This window comes from Mesorhizobium sp. BR-1-1-10, assembly GCF_020165595.1.
In the GTDB taxonomy this organism is placed as follows: Bacteria; Pseudomonadota; Alphaproteobacteria; order Rhizobiales; family Rhizobiaceae; genus Mesorhizobium; species Mesorhizobium australicum.
Genome location: NZ_JAIUIL010000001.1, coordinates 295841 through 313203, shown reverse-complemented (window position 1 = coordinate 313203; position 17363 = coordinate 295841). Strand labels below are relative to the sequence as shown.

General features: G+C 61.8%; 16 protein-coding genes. 9 read left to right on the top strand and 7 right to left on the bottom strand.

Features of this window, described 5'->3' with window-relative positions:
• The first annotated feature begins 74 nt into the window (after positions 1–74).
• Complete coding sequence (locus LB555_RS01370) at positions 75–2285, top strand: putative bifunctional diguanylate cyclase/phosphodiesterase (protein WP_140877460.1); 2211 nt, start codon at positions 75–77, stop codon at positions 2283–2285.
• 232 nt (positions 2286–2517) lie between these two features.
• On the opposite strand, the gene LB555_RS01365 is transcribed toward LB555_RS01370, so the two are convergent.
• Positions 2518–2679 (bottom strand): hypothetical protein, encoded by a 162-nt coding sequence (locus tag LB555_RS01365; RefSeq protein ID WP_181174058.1) that lies wholly within the window; start codon positions 2677–2679, stop codon positions 2518–2520.
• Positions 2680–2748: 69 nt separating this feature from the next.
• Positions 2749–3225 (bottom strand): hypothetical protein, encoded by a 477-nt coding sequence (locus tag LB555_RS01360; RefSeq protein ID WP_140877462.1) that lies wholly within the window; start codon positions 3223–3225, stop codon positions 2749–2751.
• 538 nt (positions 3226–3763) lie between these two features.
• Between LB555_RS01360 and LB555_RS01355 the strand changes: the two genes are divergently transcribed.
• From LB555_RS01355 to LB555_RS01335, 5 genes are all read left to right on the top strand, one after another.
• Positions 3764–4648: a DUF3991 and toprim domain-containing protein gene (locus tag LB555_RS01355; protein WP_140877464.1), complete on the top strand. Its 885-nt coding sequence runs from the start codon at positions 3764–3766 to the stop codon at positions 4646–4648.
• Positions 4649–5612: 964 nt separating this feature from the next.
• Positions 5613–6200: a hypothetical protein gene (locus tag LB555_RS01350; RefSeq protein WP_140877466.1), complete on the top strand. Its 588-nt coding sequence runs from the start codon at positions 5613–5615 to the stop codon at positions 6198–6200.
• 562 nt (positions 6201–6762) lie between these two features.
• Positions 6763–6948: a hypothetical protein gene (locus LB555_RS01345; protein WP_140620436.1), complete on the top strand. Its 186-nt coding sequence runs from the start codon at positions 6763–6765 to the stop codon at positions 6946–6948.
• A gap of 223 nt (positions 6949–7171) precedes the next feature.
• The gene (locus LB555_RS01340) at positions 7172–8095 is read left to right on the top strand and encodes an ArdC family protein (RefSeq protein ID WP_140877468.1); all 924 of its coding nucleotides are present in this window, start codon (positions 7172–7174) and stop codon (positions 8093–8095) included.
• A gap of 410 nt (positions 8096–8505) precedes the next feature.
• Positions 8506–8802: a DUF736 domain-containing protein gene (locus LB555_RS01335; RefSeq protein WP_140877470.1), complete on the top strand. Its 297-nt coding sequence runs from the start codon at positions 8506–8508 to the stop codon at positions 8800–8802.
• A gap of 419 nt (positions 8803–9221) precedes the next feature.
• Here LB555_RS01335 and LB555_RS01330 read toward each other — a convergent pair whose 3' ends face one another.
• The 4 genes from LB555_RS01330 to LB555_RS01315 form a co-directional block, all read right to left on the bottom strand.
• Positions 9222–9410 carry a hypothetical protein gene (locus LB555_RS01330; protein WP_224682239.1) on the bottom strand — a complete coding sequence of 63 codons (189 nt, stop codon included), beginning with the start codon at positions 9408–9410 and terminating at the stop codon, positions 9222–9224.
• 298 nt (positions 9411–9708) lie between these two features.
• Positions 9709–10191: a helix-turn-helix domain-containing protein gene (locus LB555_RS01325; protein ID WP_140877472.1), complete on the bottom strand. Its 483-nt coding sequence runs from the start codon at positions 10189–10191 to the stop codon at positions 9709–9711.
• A 175-nt stretch (positions 10192–10366) separates the two neighbouring features.
• Positions 10367–10702 (bottom strand): hypothetical protein, encoded by a 336-nt coding sequence (locus tag LB555_RS01320; protein ID WP_224682173.1) that lies wholly within the window; start codon positions 10700–10702, stop codon positions 10367–10369.
• Positions 10702–11400, bottom strand: a complete 699-nt coding sequence (locus LB555_RS01315; protein ID WP_140877476.1) for a ParA family protein — start codon at positions 11398–11400, stop codon at positions 10702–10704. Before LB555_RS01315 ends, LB555_RS01320 begins: the two co-directional genes overlap by 1 nt.
• Positions 11401–11664: 264 nt before the next feature.
• Here LB555_RS01315 and LB555_RS01310 point away from each other — a divergent pair, with 264 nt between their 5' ends.
• Positions 11665–12069 (top strand): plasmid mobilization protein, encoded by a 405-nt coding sequence (locus tag LB555_RS01310; RefSeq protein ID WP_140877478.1) that lies wholly within the window; start codon positions 11665–11667, stop codon positions 12067–12069.
• Positions 12069–14213 (top strand): relaxase/mobilization nuclease domain-containing protein, encoded by a 2145-nt coding sequence (locus LB555_RS01305; protein ID WP_140877480.1) that lies wholly within the window; start codon positions 12069–12071, stop codon positions 14211–14213. The genes LB555_RS01310 and LB555_RS01305 overlap by 1 nt, the downstream gene beginning before the upstream one ends.
• 35 nt (positions 14214–14248) lie before the next feature.
• Here LB555_RS01305 and LB555_RS01300 read toward each other — a convergent pair whose 3' ends face one another.
• Positions 14249–16645 (bottom strand): 1-deoxy-D-xylulose-5-phosphate synthase N-terminal domain-containing protein, encoded by a 2397-nt coding sequence (locus LB555_RS01300; protein ID WP_140877482.1) that lies wholly within the window; start codon positions 16643–16645, stop codon positions 14249–14251.
• A gap of 124 nt (positions 16646–16769) precedes the next feature.
• Between LB555_RS01300 and LB555_RS01295 the strand changes: the two genes are divergently transcribed.
• Complete coding sequence (locus tag LB555_RS01295; RefSeq protein ID WP_140877484.1) at positions 16770–17243, top strand: Lrp/AsnC family transcriptional regulator; 474 nt, start codon at positions 16770–16772, stop codon at positions 17241–17243.
• The last annotated feature ends 120 nt before the right edge of the window (positions 17244–17363 follow it).

Below are 17363 nucleotides of genomic sequence, written 5' to 3'. Positions count from 1 at the left end.
GCAGGGCACGCGCGGGCCCTTGTCGCGCAGGGCCTTTTAACGGTCCAGAAGTGTTCATCGCTTATAGCGATCTCATGAAACTGCTGCGACATTTTGCCGAACCGACCCGTCGTCTCTTCCTGATGCGAACGGCTTTGCCCGTCATTGGGCTGACACTGCTCATTGCAGCAGCCGCGGCAGGTCTATTGCTTTGGTCCACGATCCAGACTGACCGCGTTGCCGCGGCGCGGCAGAAAAGTCTGGTTGGACTGATCACGTCAAAGCTGGAGAGCGCAGTAGCGCACGACCAGGAGAGCGTCACGGTTTGGGACGACGCGGTCAACGCACTGCGCAGCGGCGATGCGAAATGGCTCGATACCAACCTCGGCAGCTGGATGCACACCTATTTCGGTCACGACCAGGCTTATATTCTCGATGCCAATGATGCGCCGGTCTACGCGTTCACCGATGGGTCGACGGCTGACCCGGGCAGCTACCGCGCCATACGCGCGACCACCACGCCCCTGGTCCAGACTTTGAGGGCAAGGTTGAAGCGAGGCGATACCGAAGGTGTGACGGAACAGGTGCTCACCATAGGCGCCTCCGATCTGGCCGTTGTCGCCGGCCATCCCGCGGTCGTCAGCATCAAACCCGTGGTTTCCGACAGTGGCCACATCGCGCAGGTGCCAGGCCAGGAATTCCTGCATGTGGCGGTTCGCTATCTCGACGGCAGTTTCCTCACCGCCTTGCGGCAGGACTATCTGCTCGATGGCGCCCGATTCTCCTGGGACAGTAACCTTGCTTCCGGCGAGGCTTCGTATCCCGTTGTCGACCGATCTGGACCTATCGGCTTCTTCGTTTGGCGGCCATACCGGCCCGGAGCATTTGTCCTCTTTCAACTCGTGCCCGTTCTCGTCCCTCTGTTCGGCCTGGTGCTGGCGGGCGTCATCATGGCCCTCGTCGGCTTTCGCAGGCGGACACTAAAGCTGATCGAAACCGAGGATCGGATCTACCACCTCGCTCATAACGATCTGCTTACCGCTCTGCCCAATCGCGGTCAGTTCAACGAGCGTCTGGCAGATGCGCTGGCGCGCCTGCCGTCGACGGACGAGCAGCTCGCGATTCTTTACCTCGACCTCGACCGCTTCAAGCAGGTTAATGACAGTTTTGGCCATCCGGCGGGTGACGAGCTGCTCAGGGAGTTCGCGGACCGGCTAAGACGGCTCACGACTGAAGCCGACACCGTGGCGCGTCTCGGTGGCGATGAATTCATCATCATCCGACGCTCGGTTGGCGGCGAGAATGACGTCAAGGCGCTATGCGAGCATTTGATCGAGTCTGCCCGTCGGCCCTTCGAGGTCGCCGGGGTGCAAGTCTTTGTCGGCGTAAGTGTCGGGGTAGCGGTTGCACCCAAGGACGGGGTGGACACGGTCGAGTTGGTGCGGAAAGCCGACGTGGCGCTCTACCATGCCAAAGCGGGCGGCCGGAGCAGCTACGCCTTCTTTGGGCATGAGATGGATCTGACGCTGGCGATGCGCAAAGGCATGGAACAGGACCTGCGCAACGCGCTGAATGCAACCGGTCGAATCCAGGTCCACTATCAGCCGCTATACGACGCTGACACAAACCGGATGACGGGTGTCGAAGCGCTGGCCCGCTGGTCTGATCCGGAGCGGGGCTGGGTTGCACCGGATTTGTTCATACCGCTATCGGAGGAAACAGGTCTGATTGAAAAGCTTGGCGAACTGGTTCTCAGGCAGGCGTGCCTTGACGCGGCGGACTGGCCCATCGAGACCGTGGCGGTGAATGTGTCGGCCCTGCAGCTGAACAATCCCAGTTTCGCCATGCGGGTGACCAGTATCTTGTTGGAGACGCACATGGACCCGCGGCGGCTCGAAATCGAAGTTACCGAAAGCGCTCTGTCGGAGCGCCGGAGCGAATGCCGAAACAACATCGAGGCTCTGCGCAGCATCGGGGTGCGCTTTGCACTCGACGATTTCGGCACCGGATTCTCCTCCTTGGGAAGACTGCAGACGCTGGAAGTGGACAGGATCAAGATCGATCGCAGCTTCGTGCAGGGCTTTGGCCGCTCCAATGGCGACGAGGCCATCGTTCAGGCGATTATCACCCTGGCTCGTGCGACGGGACTTAGCACCACTGCCGAAGGGGTCGAGACCGAAAGCCAATGCGATTACCTGCGCAAGCTCGGCTGTGACCAGCTCCAAGGCTTTCTACTGTCAAGGCCACTGCCCAAGGGGGAGCTTCAAGAGCTTCTCGGGGTCGTCTCAGCGCGCGCCTCTGCCTAGGAGCCTAGCCGGGCCGAGCCATAGAAGCTGCACCCAGCGGCTGGATGTCTGACCAACGCGCAGCTTAGCGTTCGTTCCAGCAATCGAAACGGCACTCTTCGCCGGGGGTAGTCTGTCCCGCGTCCCGCCTGCGGCGGCGCCCTGCTGACGCTCCTTAGGCTACCCTTTTAACCGGTCTCGTCGTTGCAGTCGGTCCCGCGTCGCGCCTGCGGCGCCGCAAGGGCTGACGCTCCTACGGCTGCCCTTGCATCCGGTGGCCGCTGGCGAGCCCGAGGTGATCGACCTCGCTGGACCCCGCTGGCAGCGCGTAGCCGATCCGCTTGAGCTTGAGCAGCGGCCGAGGCGTCAGTGCTGCGCATTGCGACGGAACAACCAGGTCGCTGACGTTCTGCATGGTTCAACACAGAAGCGAGCCGCCTGTGTCCTAAACCCAATTCGGCTGGCGCGCCAATGTAACCGGCCCTCAGCAGCCCTGGACCTTCAGTGATTTGACCATGCGAATGATAAGCGGATCATAAGGAACCTTCTCGGTGCGAGCATAGTTGACGGTAAACAATGCAGCTCTGTTCCCGCAAATCGCGATAGCCCGGACATAAAGGATCTGACCCTCCTTCACTCCTGAATAGCTGGCCCATTGCGGCGTCACTCGCTTATAGGTCACCTTCCATCCGTCGTTCTCGTTCACGGCAATGCGATGCTCGATCTCGGTGCGAAAGCTTGCCTTGCCGAGTTGCGCCCCCCAGACGGCAAGAAATGCTTTGTGTCGGCCTTCGAAGGCTGCCCCTTGATCGGTGCGTTGGGCAAGTACAAACCCCGGGGGAACGTCGAATACGAATCCGAGATGCTTGATGCCAAAGCCCTCCCATTGTGCCGCACCCAGCAGTGTTGTGGGGATCATCATGGCGCCGAAACTGAGCAGAAAAAGGGGGAGACGTTTCATGGGTGTAATCCTGTCGTCGTGTGGCCTGCGCCTGACGGCGCACCCCGGCCGGCCCTGGCGGAGGGCAGCCACCCGCGGCTCCAAAGCCAGCGGACCTTTTCAAATCTGACTTGGCGCTCTTTGTTCCATTAGGAATCAAGAATATGCCGGGCAGCCGCGTCGGCCCTAATGGGGCGCGTCTACAGGGTAGCGCTGCGCGCCAGCACCCGGTAGCGCGAGGATAGGGCCGGGTTGCCGCGCTACGCCAAGGTGGCCGCTCAGGAGCCACGGATCGCACTGCGGCGAAAACAGACATCGCCAGTCAGTGTGCAGCGGTTGCTGACCAGGAGTGCTGCCGAAATCATTGGTCATCGCTGCCGCTTGCGTGCTGCGCCCGGCAAGGGAAGCGGCGCCGCGGTCTCGTCTGCCTCGCAAACCCGGCACAAATGCGCATCACGCCCGCGCCCTTGCCTGCCTTGCTCTTCGCGGCCTCCGGTCCCTGTCCAGAGAATATTGGGCGGACTCGAAACAGGGAGCGCGACAAGGTGCGCGAGCGAAGATGGAAAAAGTAAAGCTTGAAGAGCTGAAGGACAAGGTGCCCTGCGCCGCCGTGCTTGAACACGCGGGCTTCGCCCTCGATCTCAAGGAAAGCACGCGCAAGGCGATGAAATATCGCCGCGACGCATCGATAATCATTGTGATCCACGAGGGCAAGGGCTGGTTCGACCCGCTCTCGGATGCCAAGGGAGATGTCTTCGGCCTGCTTGAGCATCTCGAGGGCATCCCCTTCGTCAAGGCGATCAACGAAGTCGCGGACCTCGTTGGTGTCGCGGCTACCACACCGGTGTGGCAGCGCAGCTTCCGTCAGCGGCAGCCCGAACCGTCGATAGCGGATCGCTGGCAGGCCCGGCGCAAGCCATGGCTCGGATCGGCGACTTGGCGCTACCTGCGAGACCGTCGCCATCTCCCCGAGCCGATTCTGCGCGGCGCGATCATCGCCGGTCTCCTGCGCGAGGGGCCGCATGGCAGCATGTGGGCGGCGCACACTGATGCAGACGGCTCCGTCACCGGCTGGGAAGAACGGGGACCGCACTGGCGCGGCTTTGCCACCGCCGGGGCCAAGGTACTGTTCCGCTTCGGCCGCCCGGAGGCGTCCCGCCTCTGCGTCACCGAGGCGGCTATCGACGCCCTAAGTCTCGCTGCGCTGGAACAGCTTCGTCCCGACACCCTGTACCTCAGCACGGCCGGTGGCTGGTCGCCGGGCACGCACGCAGCGATCCACGCGCTTGCTGTTAGGGCAGGTGTCAAACTCGTCGCCGCCACCGACAACAATGCCCAGGGCGAGGTCTATGCCGGCAGGGTTCTAGCGCTCGCCGAGGCGGTCGGATGCAGCGCCGAGCGGCTGCGCCCGGAATTAGACGACTGGAATGCCGACCTGACATGAAGGCGCAAAAGGAGGGGAGGAGCGGTCTTGACCCCTCCGGTCGCGGTGGCAGCCGCAGGAAGCTGTCCGGAAGGGCCGAAGAAGATGGTGAGCCATAGGGGATGTGCCTGCATGAAGCCGGCCATGAGCCGCGGAGTCGTCGCGATCCGGGTCCGCCGCACTGTTCGCCAGGCCCAGCTCTGCGCTCCACCGCCATCGAGCGCCCCGAGATCGATGCGGGTCTTCGACCGGCCCGGCGACTATGTCGAACTCGTTCATATCGGCCCCGCGTCGCGCAGCCGCCAAGCATGGCTTTGGAGCTTGGCTATCCGATTGTGTGACCACAGCGTCTCGTCGGATTAGGCCCGCCGTCGAGGCGGCGTTGCGCGCCCCGTTCACACCCTTCCTGGCGGAGCGGCAGCCGGAGCTTGACGCGTTGCCGCGGCTAGCTGCGCGGCGGACAAGCAATCGCCAAGAGTTGTCGACCTGCAGGGCGAGGCGGCGATATCTGCGAGCAGGTGGGGCGATGCTGTTCTTAGCGCGAGCCCGTGCTCGCTGCCAGCGATACCGCATCCGTCAAGCACACCGGCACCGTCTTGGTAAGGGTGACCGCGTCAACGATGGGACAGGTCCAGTCCGCTGGTCTGGCAAATGGTCTTGCGCGCCTGTCCTTCCCTTTCCGTTTCGATAACCAGGCCCGTGCCGGTCCTCCCCGGGCTTGAGGCGGTCCTGAACCGGCGGTCGTTCACTTCAAGGCCGCGTTCCGCGCCGCCCCGCGGCCGGGCCGATCCAGTCTCGGCATAGCAGCCCCGCGTCCCGCGCGAGGGCTGGGAAGGAGCCCTGCTTGGCCGCAAACCTGCCCTGCTCGCCTCGGTCCCCCCGGACCTTGAAGCGAACGTCGCTCGGCCGGTTCTGTGGGTCCGCGCCCGAGGGCGGGCCGGCACGGAGCCGGTCTGCGCTTCGGAAACCGAAGAAAGGACGTGTCATGATCAAGAAAGCTGCCAATCCTCGCTCTACCGCTCGCGTGGTGCCGCTGCGCAAGGCAACCACCTTGCAGATGGTGCGGTTCGCCTGCCCCGATGCCGCGCAGTGCTCTCTCGTTTCCGAGAGCTTCGGCCTGCCTGTCCTCGACAGCGACGGCATCCGCGACCTGCACGAAAAGCTGATCGTCGACACCGCAGCAGCGCTGGACGAGGGGCTTGGCGAGCGCGCCATGCAGATCCACCTGCAGCGCGTCGTCGGGGCCTTCGTCGGGTCCGCCTACGGCTCCGGCCAGTTCTACAGCCGGGCGGTCTCCCAAGCTCGCGACGCAACAGCCAAGTCCGCCTGTGACGATCGGGACGAAGATGTCGGTGGTCCCGTTGGTTTCGACAGCGCCGCCCAGCGCCAGCGGGAGTTCGCTGCGGACATGGCACTCCAGGCCCACGCTTTGCGCATGGCCGCCGAGGGGGCCATCATCGCCTACGAGCACGTTGTTGGCGAGGTCTGGAAGCCTTTCGAGCGGTCGGTCGAGAACTCTGGCCCCACAGTCGACCGCAAGGCGGCCGAGCTGCAGATGGCAGCTCTCGGGTAGGCGCCTTCAGGGCGGGGCTCTGCCCCGCTCGTCGCTTGCCGCGCCCCAACTTCTCCCGCCTGCCTCGGCGGGGGAGGTCTACTGAACCCGGGACCCGCCAACTCAACGGATGGTCCTAGGGCGACCCGTTGGCTCGAGTGTTGGTGGCGCATGCGGATTTGCCTCAAGGATCGATAAAGATGGGTCAGGCACTACACAGCCGTTGAGAGATCACGTTGCCGCCGCAATCCCAACGCTGCTCAGCTTGGGTCCGGCAGGTCTCCCGGCCGCGCCAAATGTCCGACAGAATGGCCGCCGCGGTCACGCTGCCGATCCATGGAGCCGCCTTCAGGCCAGTGACATCGGATGCGACCGAGCACTGCCGGCCCGGACTTGAGCAATCCAATCCCGCTCTTTCGTGATGGCTTTCCTGGTGCGGCGCGGTCTTCCACGATCAACCCGCAAGGGGTCCGCTAGCAAGCTGCGGCCGCTCGGCTGTCGCCTTCGCGATGATCGCGCCCGCCGCCGCACCCCGACGCAGCCATTGAGCGGGGATTGGCCCGCTCCAAGATGGAGCCCTCAGATGTCGCACGATCTCACTCTTGCCCAGAAGGCCGCCTGGCACCTCGCCCGCACCCTCATGGCCCCAGTCGTTCTCTTCCAGGTCGACGCCGAATTCGGCATCCTGCCCGCCGACGAGCTCGATGACGCAGAGGTCGAAATCCTCTGCGAATACGATCCCTACCGGGGCGGCCGTGCGATTCGCTGAGCCGACCCTTCTTGCGAGACGTATCGAGGCGGCGCCCAGCGCCGCCTCTTTCGCGCCCCGTCTTTCCCCGCGGTCCTGGCGCAGCAAGACAGTCAGCGCAACGGCTGCGCCGTCCTTCGCTGGCGCTATGGCCCTGCGGGTGCGCTGCCCGTCTTCCTTCGCCACCGGCGGACCGTGACGGGGCCGCGATCGGCGCGGCCTCCAAAACCAGAGGTTCAGAGAGATGAGCAGAAAAGAAGGAAGAGGGCCGCGCGTCGACATCTATGCGCGGATCACCGATCGGATTGTCGCCGATCTCGAGAGGGGCGTCCGCCCCTGGATGCAGCCATGGCACTGCGCCACCGCCGTCGGTCGGGTGACCCGACCGGTACGGCATAACGGCATGCCCTACAACGGCATGAACGTGTTGTTGCTGTGGTCAGAGGCAATTGCGCGGGGCTTCTCCAGCCCGATGTGGATGACCTTCAAGCAGGCGCTCGAGCTCGGCGGGGCGGTGCGCAAGGGAGAGTCGGGCACCCTGGTGGTCTTCGCAGGCCGCCTCACCAAGACGCAAATCGACGCCTCGGGCGAGGAGTTCGACCGCGAGATCCCGTTTCTCAAAGCCTACAGCGTCTTCAACGCCGGCCAGATCGAGGGTCTGTCCGACCACCTTTATGAGCGGGTTGAGCCGGTTCGTGAGCCGGTCGAGCGTATCGTTCACGCCGACCGCTTCTTTGCCAACACCGGTGCGGTCATCCGACACGGCGGCGATCGCGCTTACTTTTCGCCTGCGACCGACCATATCCAGATGCCGCCGCTCCAAGCCTTCCGCGATGCGGCGGCCTATGTCGCCACGCTCAGCCACGAGGCCACACATTGGACATCGGCGCCGCAACGGGTGAACCGCGACCTCAGCCGATATGTCAAGGATCGCAGCGAGCGGGCGCGGGAAGAGCTCATTGCCGAACTTGGCAGCTGCTTCCTGTGCGCGGATCTGGGCATCGCGCCGGAACTCGAGCCGCGGCCGGATCACGCGAGCTACCTCGCCTCCTGGCTTCAGGTCCTTGCCAACGACAAGCGGGCGATCTTTTCCGCTGCCGGTCATGCACAGCGAGCCGCCGCCTTCCTGCACGATCTTCAGCCCGCGCCCTCAATGCCACCGGACTGAGCCATCCCTTCGCGGCCCCTCCGAGAGACCCGCATTTATCACCGCGACACTTGCCGGGGCCTCACGATCGCGCCTGGACATAGGACATCGCATCGCCAGCGGCGGCTTTGGCCTCGCCGAGGGTCCTCTGCTCCACGCAGTTACCAGAGGAGCGCCCACTACGGCCTTTCTTGGTGGCGTATCTCACACCGCGTCCAGCTGCTGCGCAGCCCGACTTCGATCCCGCAACAGCCCATGCCGACCTTCTTCCCCGCCGTGCTGCGCGCGGCTTCCTCGCGCGCCAAGAAGCTCGGCCCTGCGCTGCCTTCCACCCGCGTTCCAGCCCTACGGGTGCGGGCCGGTCGCGCGGTGCCCTGCGACCGCCATCAAGGCCGCGATGGTCGCGACCTGATACAGCAAGGAGAAAACCCATGGCTCAGATCGGCACTTTCACTCGCAACGAAGACGGTTCGTTTGCCGGTGTTATCAAGACGCTCAACCTCAACATCAAGGCCCGCCTGATCGCGGCCGAGAAGGAGAGCGATAAGTCGCCCGACCTTCGGGCCTTCGCAGGGACCATCGAGATTGGCGCCGGCTGGAAGAAGACGGCCAAGGAAACCAGCCGAGAATACCACTCCGTCAAGCTTGATGATCCAAGCTTCCCCGGTCCGATCTACGCGAGCCTGGTCGAGAATGACGAGGGATACGCTCTCATCTGGTCGCGCTGAGGCGGCCAGGCGTTGGACGCGGCGCTCCCCGGGGCGCCGCGATCCTGCGAAGGGACAAGGCGAGAACTCCGGCGGCGATGATCAAGCTCGACCGCAAGCCTGCTCATCCGACGGGTCGCGAGCCCTTTGTCGGCGAAGGGTCACCCACGGCGCTCAAGCCAACAGGGTCCCCGACGATCCGGGGCGTCAAGCTCAACGATCGTCGCTTCAGCGGCCCAATGCGCCAACCTGTTGGGGACAAGGACGGTAAAGGTTTTCCCTGTTCCGTTCTCAATGGCTGGCACGGCAACCGACCGCGCAGCGCCCCCCGAACAGGCCGGGGCGCTTGGCGCAAAGGCGAGGCATGAGGTCATCTGGAATTGCGCGCAGCATCGATGCGCCACGCCTGCATACTTATTTCCTGCCGGGGGTCGTGGTGATCACCTGTGATCCCTTTCCGGCAAACGGCACCGGCTGGCACGCCGGATCGGGCGCACCTGCCGGGGAAACCTCACGGGGATTGCCCGAATATCCCCGATTGGACTTTTGCGCGGCCAGCCGCCACAGCGCCGCTGCTGCTTGCAGCCATCGTCGAAAAATTCCACTTTCTGACGCCCACGTGTGCCAATGCGGCCCCATTGCCGTACAAGGACACGTCGCCGAACAGCGTGGGTTGCAATGCCATGACATAGTACCGCGCCATGGTGCGGGCACTGTTTATGCGCGCAGGGATAGTGGATGGGTCGCGTGCTTCATGCATTGGATTATCTGCGCTCGCCAAATACCGTCCAATGCATTTTTTGAATCGGTGGTTCGAGACCGATTCAAAACTTTGATCGAATAGCGGGCTTTCGGGCCGGGCCAGTTGCGGCCGGCATGAGCAGGTTGCCGCCGGCCGGGAATCGGGGATAGGGCGCGGCGATCGCATCATCGATCGCGCGGATCGTCTCCGGCATTTGCCCCGGCGAGACCCTCGACAAGGTTCAACAGGCCTGATGCCGACGAAGCCGGCATATCAAGCACACGCAAAATCAGTTTCAGCTTATCGTCAGCTTCTTGCCGGTTCTGGCCAAAAAAATGCGGGGCAGCAAAATGGATCATTTCGATCGGTGAGCAGTCGAGTATCTCGCAAACATGAACGAGTCTCGTGGCATGCAGCTTCGAAAAGGCCCGCTCATAGCGTGCAAAGATAGTCTCATGCAGGCCGACCATGGTTCCCATCTGGGCGCGATTGAGCCGCCTGGCTTCTCGGCGTTCGCGCACGAACCGACCGAAGGCCTTCTCCATATCGCCGAAGCTCCGTACGCCTTCGAAGCCGGGTTTCCTGTAGACCGGCTTTTCGGATTCGGCGTCTTCCGTTTCGGTGAGTCCGTGCTCGTGAATGTACTTCTGGAGGTCCTTGATTGCCATTTCGAGGGCTTTTGCCAGCTCCTGTGCGTGTCGAGGAAGCACGTCGATAGGACGTGCCTTTCCACCTCAAATTGCCCGATGTGAGAAAAATCAGAGCCAACTTGACCGCGAGTCTAGCAGGGGAAGGGGCTGACATCAAATTCCGATCCGCCAAGGAAGAAACCCGTGGCTGGAGTCATAGGCCTAGCTCGTCCAAATACTTGACGATCGCCGCTTCCACGATTGCCTGCATAGTTGTGTCGTCATGGAAGGCTGCCAGTTTCAACCGGCGCTTGGTTGGCCGGTCGAGGTTCACATTGACAAAGCAGCTTTGCCCCTTAACGCGCTCTCGTTTCATCCGGCGCAAGGCTTTTCGGGCCTCCTGTCGAAGGTCGCTCCGGTCCGGCGACGTGCGGTCTGAGTTAGGGTCAGTGCTGACTAGATCCGACCCACGATCTTCATCACCTCTCACCGCTTGCTTCCTGGCAGCGAGCGCGAACTCGTCGAGCGGCAGGGTATCCCTGCGGCTCATCAAGCGGGCCCCGCTTCGGCGCCGGAGCTCAGCAGCGCATCGATTTCGCTCACGATCTCTTGGGTCTCGCGCCGCGCTTTGGCGACAGGCTCGGACAGCGTCTGCATCTGGAGAGTGCCGATGCCGTTTTGAATGTCCTTGTACACGTTACGCTCCATAACCTCGGTACGAAACAGATACGTTCCGACCGTGTCCTCGATGATGGGCCTAATCTTGCGATAGAGCTCTGTCTGGCGAACCGTCATCGAGATGCGGGTTCTCAAAACACCATGCCGGCATGCGCTGGCGCGAGCCTCGTTGATCCTGAGTACGGAGTGAAAGCAGTCGATCGCGCCAAGGACCTCGCGTTTAGACGGCTGCACAGGAGATATCACCAGGTCGGACCAACCAATCACCGGATCGATCGTGGAAATATCCTCTCCAGGCGTGTCGATGAGGAGGTAATCGAAACGGTGGCCATGGCGCTCAACGAACGCGTCCAAGGACTTGGCGGTCTTGTGGCTGAACACGCTGATGCCTTCCGGCTGCGCGTTCTTGTCGTGGCACTCGCTCCACCATCTGGTCAGATTGCTTCTCCCGTCCATGTCGACCATGGCCACGGCTGAACCGCGCAGTGCGTACTCGCCAGCAATGTTCATCAAGGCGGTGGTCTTGCCGGCGCCCCCCTTGCCATTGATGGCGGAGATCACGACCGGCATGAGCGAGCTCTCCTCATAAATGTGTGTTCCTACATCCACTTGAATCCAGATCTGTTCGAATGTGGACCAGTGGACAGACGGATTTCCATCAATATAGAAAAACACAGTCGAGACGGCAAGGAGAATTACCTAAATGGCGGGTAAACAGGGAAATTCAATGTCAATTCGGTTGGCAGGATACGGAAAAACGTGATACGTTTTTTCTGACGATCGAGGGACGGGCCCTCGATCCGCGGCTTCGGCCGCGAACAAGGCAGAAGCGTAATGACGAGAGCCGGCGCAGCTATCGCAAGACGGCCGCCGAGGCGGGAGAGAGTCGCGCATATCCGGTTCGCCTCGGATGAGCTTGCCGTTATTAAGTCGGCCGCGAATGGCGCCGGCATGTCAGTGTCCGCCTTCATCCGCACGCTCGCCTGCGAGGGGGCGGGCATCCGCCCGTTTCTCAATGATGCCGATCGCGCGATCCTACAACTCCTCGCTGCGGATCTGAGTGCTGTCGCCAATGCCCTCAATCAAGCCGTACGCGCGCTCAACACGGGGCGGTTAAGCACGGTTTCGGATATCGCCGCAGCTGCCGACGATGCCCGCGCCATTTCATTGACGGTCGCTGCAGAGCTGTCCCAGATGACGAAACGCGCCGGCGCGGCGCGGCGCTCGGGAGCTGGCTAATGGAATTTTTCCTGGGGGCTTTCGAACGGGAGTGGGAACGGCGTCGCGCAGCCCTGCTTCATGAAATGCAGCGGGGGCGCGACGCGCATGACTGGGACTGGCGGCGAAGGGGCGGGGTGGCGTTCGCACCGGACGAAACGACAAGGCGAGGGGACAGGGCGCGCGCTGGCCACAACGCCAGCCTGCGTTCCTGTCGCACCGGAGCTGTCGCGCCGAACCGATCGATGCGTCAACGGTTCACAGCCGTGGCTCAAGGGAGCCAGCCTGCGGTGGTCAAGCTCACGTCCTATGGTCGTGGAGCGCGTATGGGTGCGATGGTGAGCTACGTCTCCCGGAATGGCGAACTGGCCGTCGAAACCGACAAGGGCGAGCAGATCATCGGCAAGGCGGGCCTGCTGCAACTTCGCACCGAATGGGAGCATCTTTTTGACAATCGTGCCTCGAGCCGGGACGTTGGTCTGTTCCAGGTGACGGTGAGCACAAAGGCAAACGATAGCGATCGTGACCAAATGCTTCGCCATGTCCTGCGCGCCGCCTTCGGCGAGCGCCGGTTCGTTTATGCAATCGAGCAAGCGGACGGCGAGCGTTTGCGGGTGCAGGGGGTCCTGCTCCTGCGCGGGCCGGATGGCGAGCGCCTGACCGGCGACGCGAAGGCCGCGGCAATCGCCCAAGAACGGTTGAACAGGAGCAAGATCGGCAGCAGCGTCCAGGCACGCGTTCTGTTCCATGCTCACGGCAATGGCGTCGCCTTCGCAACGAGCCGGATTCGCCAAATGGTGGAGCGCTTCGCAGGGCGGGTCCGCGATGATACGGACAGCCACATCGAGACTGTCAAACAAGCCGGCGAGCTCGTCCAGAAAGACTGGCGCAAGCAGATGCAAAGCCGCACAGGACGCGACGTCATGCATCTGGTCGCCTCGGCGCGTGCGGGCACCGATCAAGCGGCATTTCGAGATGCCGTGCGGGAGTTCCTTGGCGATCAATTCGCCGGGCATCGGTATGTTTATGCTATGCACGATCCGTCTGACGACCCAAAAGTGGCGGGGCAGGGCGGCAAGCGGCCCCATGTCCACGCCCACGCGATCGTCACCATGCGTGCGGAGACAGGAGAACGCATCGAGACGAGCCCCCGGGCGTTTCGGGAATGGCGCTCACTGATAGCTGAGAAGGCGCGGGAGCACGGAATCCGCATGGAGCTGACCGATCGTCGCGAGTTTGCAAGTGCGCCGGCCTATGCTCGTACTCAGGTGCGTCCTGTCAGCTATGTCGGCAGAAGCGAGCATGAGGGCACCAGCCGGCCGGCACAGGCACGCTATGTAGCCAAGCGTTCCAATCTCCGTCACGCGGCGAGGTCCGTCCGCAGTACCACATACTTGACCGAGGTTGGTCAGGCATGGAGCGCACTTGCGCGCGATAGCCAAGAAAAGAAGGTGGCCGAGTTCGCCGCAGGTCAGCTCGAACGAATCCGGGCCGCGTCACGTTTCACCCAGATCGCGACTGCGAATGAATTCTCTCGGCAAACACCGGGCGGGAACGATCCGAAAGTCGTTTTGGCTCGGGAACTTTTTGGAGGCGAGGAAGCTGCCATGCTTGCAATGACACGTCCTGAGTTCGAGGCGTACGAAAAACGGATAGCGACTATTCTGGCGAATATTGAGCGCTCTGTCGAGCCATGGGAGCGCAAACAATTCAACGAAGTCGTTGAAGCCGCGCGCGAAGTGATGACCGTCCGCCGGGAAAACCTCCGCATTTCGGAACAACAGCTTGCCGCCATCGAAGCTGACCACAACATCCCAGTTCGCAGTGGCGAGCTTTCGCAGTTGTTTGAGAGCGGATCTCGAACTCCTCAAACCACGTCGAACTCAAAGCACGAGCCGATTTCAGGGAATGCGCCTGTGGTCCGCAGCCGGGAGGTTGCCCACGAGGATCGGCTGCGCGGCGCCCATCAAGCTCTTGATCCCCTCGATCTACGTGCTGGTGAAAGGACGGGATTGCCCAGGAAAATAGCGGGTCAACCAAGAGGGCTGCCGGAGCCGAGTTCGCCACGACAGGATCCACACCAGCAACCCGCGCAGCGTACGCCAGGATTGGAGCAGGAAATCCAAGAGAGGCACCCGCGTGACCGCAACGAGCGCGAGCGCTAGACCAATGACACCTTCGCGCCTGTAGAGCGGAGATGTTAGACGGCTGCTCGTAGGTGTCGGATTGGCCTTCCAGGTGAAAGCGACTGCGCGGCTCGCGCGATGCTTTGCGCGTCAATTCCATGGTGCCGATAAAGGTCCGCGATCGTGCCCGACTGGCCGAAATGCTCCACGCCCAGTGAACGGGTCTTGTGACCCTCGACGGATCCGAGCCAAGCAAGTGTGGCAGGATGGCCATCAAGCACGGTGATGAGCCCACAATGTGAGGGGACGCTGGCAAGCAGTCGCTCAACGGGGCTTTGCGCCTGGGCGACGCCGTGCTCCCTGGCGCGCTGCGCGGCCGTCCATCCCGCATTCAGGCGATCGGCAGACGTCACCGCCAAAAGGCCCACATCGCGGCGATCCTCTGCGATCAAACCAATTGCATCAATGGCTTCGGGTGCAACCGCTCCCGTATAGGCGATCACAATCTGGGCATTTGGCCCTGGCTTTCGCATCCAATAGCCTCCATTGAGGATGTCTTCAGCCAGCGTCTGGTCAATGACGCGTTTGGGTTGTTCAATCGGCCGCGTCGACAGTCTGAGATATACCGAGCCTCCAGTGGCATCCCTGAGCCAGGTCACGGGATCGGGTTGGGTGTCTCCATCGCGCTGGATGTAGTCGAATGAAAATCGCAGAACGGTTGCAAGCTCGTCGACGAAGGCTGGCTCAAAGCTGGCGAGCCCATCCTGAGCCATGCCGATAAGTGGAGTTGCTATCGATTGATGGGCGCCGCCTTCAGGCGCCAAACTGATACCGGAAGGGGTGGCAACGACAATGAAGCGCGCATCCTGGTAGCAGGCGTAGTTCAGCGCATCGAGCCCACGTTCGATGAACGGGTCATAAAGGGTCCCTATCGGCAAAAGCCGCTCGCCAAATATCGAATGGGAAAGCCCCAGAGCCGAGAGGTTTATAAACAAGTTCATCTCGGCGATGCCGAGTTCGATATGCTGGCCTTTGGGTGAGAATTGCCAGTTGAAGGTCGACGGGATCCGCTCCTTCTTGAACAGATCCGCCTTCTCTTCCCGGGCAAAGAGTCCCCGACGATTGACCCATGCGCCGAGATTGGTTGAGACGGTGACGTCCGGCGACGTTGTGACGATCCGTCTCGACAGATCAGTCTCCGTCTTGGCGACCTCGTGCATGAGAATTCCAAAGCCGTGCTGTGTGGAGACAGGAGATTGCACCTCGATGGCAAACGCCTCAGGGACAGCGATTTTCGGTGCCTGCTGGCGGCCACGGCGCCGGGCATTGAATGGAGCTTCCTTGAGGAAAGCAGCCAGCTCAGCGGCGGGGAGCTGAAGACCTTCAAACAATTCCCATTCGCAGCCCGGCCGTATCCGAAGACGAGCGCGCAGGTCTTCCGTCTGCGCGGTGGTCATCAACCCTGCATGATTGTCCTTGTGGCCCGCCAGCGGCAGGCCGAATCCCTTGATCGTGTAGGCGAGAAAGCAGATCGGCCGGTCATGCTTGCGGGCCTCTTCGAAGGTCCTCAACAACAGGGGCAGATCATGACCGCCAAGGTTTGTCATTAAGCGCGCAAGGTCTTCGTCCGAACGGTTTTCAATTAACCTGGAGATTTGACCCTGGTCACCGATCTCATCGAGCAGGCGTCTGCGCCACGCTCCCCCACCTTGATAAGCCAGAGCCGAATAGAGCTGGTTGGGGCAATTGTCGATCCAGGCGCGTAAAGCCTCGCCCCCAGGCTCCTCGAAGGCTTGCTCGAGCAGGGAGCCGTATTTGAGGATTACCACCTCCCAGCCGAAATCGCGAAACAGAGAGACGAAGCGCTCCCACAAGCCCTCCCTTACGACCGCGTCCAAGCTTTGGCGATTGTAATCAACGATCCACCACGTGTTGCGCAGACCGTGTTTCCAACCCTCGAGAAGAGCCTCAAAAATGTTACCCTCATCCATCTCGGCGTCGCCAATAAGCGCGACCATGCGGCCTTCCGGACGGTCCTTGGCCATGCCTTTTGCTCGAAGGTAATCCTGCACCAATGAGGAAAACAGGGTTTGCGCGACGCCCAGTCCGACAGACCCGGTCGAGAAGTCGACATCGTCCGTATCCTTCGTCCGTGATGGATAGGATTGCGCACCTCCATAAGCGCGGAAGGATTCCAGTTTCGACCGTGTCTGGTTGCCGAAGAGATACTGGATGGCGTGAAAGACCGGACTTGCATGCGGTTTCACCGCGACCCTGTCTTGTGGATGCAATACCGCGAAGTATAGCGCAGTCATGAGCGTGGTGAGCGATGCTGACGACGCCTGATGCCCTCCAACTTTGAGCCCGTCGTCATTCGGCCGAAGGTTGTTGGCGTTGTGGACCATCCATGTGGAAAGCCACAGTACCTTGCTTTCGAGTTCCTTGAGGCACGCGAGTTGAGGATCGTTCATTTTATAACTCCACCGAGAGGAGGCGAGGATAGGAAAATCCAGCGGGCGATTGCGGCTAAAAGCGCGATAAGCTAGAGCCGCTTCGGCCAGACTCAGCCAATTTTCATGCGGGAAACGAAAACTTATGCCAAAAGGTGTGATTGACGATATCGATCGAAAGTTGCTGGCTGCACTTCAGTCGGATGCTCACGCAACAACGGAAAATCTCAGCGAGATCGCCGGGCTCTCTCCATCGCCTTGCGCGCGCCGAGTGCGGATGCTCGAAAAATCAGGCGTGATCAGAGCCTACGTGGCAATCGTTGATCAGGTGAAGGTTGGATTGCCCGTTAGCGCCTTTGCTTCCGTCAAGCTTGAGCGACAACGGGAGGAAGAGCTCGATGGTTTTTCGAGCGCGGTCCGTCGTTGGCCGGAAGTCGTCGAATGTTATTTGATGACCGGAAAAATGGATTTCTTGCTGCGTGTCGTCGTCAAGGATCTAGAGGCATATGAAACCTTCCTGAAGCAGAAACTCACCAGGCTCGACGGCGTGGCCTCGATCGAATCCAGCTTTGCGTTGGGCCAGGTGAAGCATGCTCACGGGTTGCCTATCGGCGTCTGACAGCCGGCCTGTAAATCTCGCGGGCGACCAGGGCACGGTAAGCCTATGGTGCCAGATATCGAACGAATCCTATCGGGCTACGATATTGGCGACGTCGATGCCGGCGCCGTTTCGTATTTG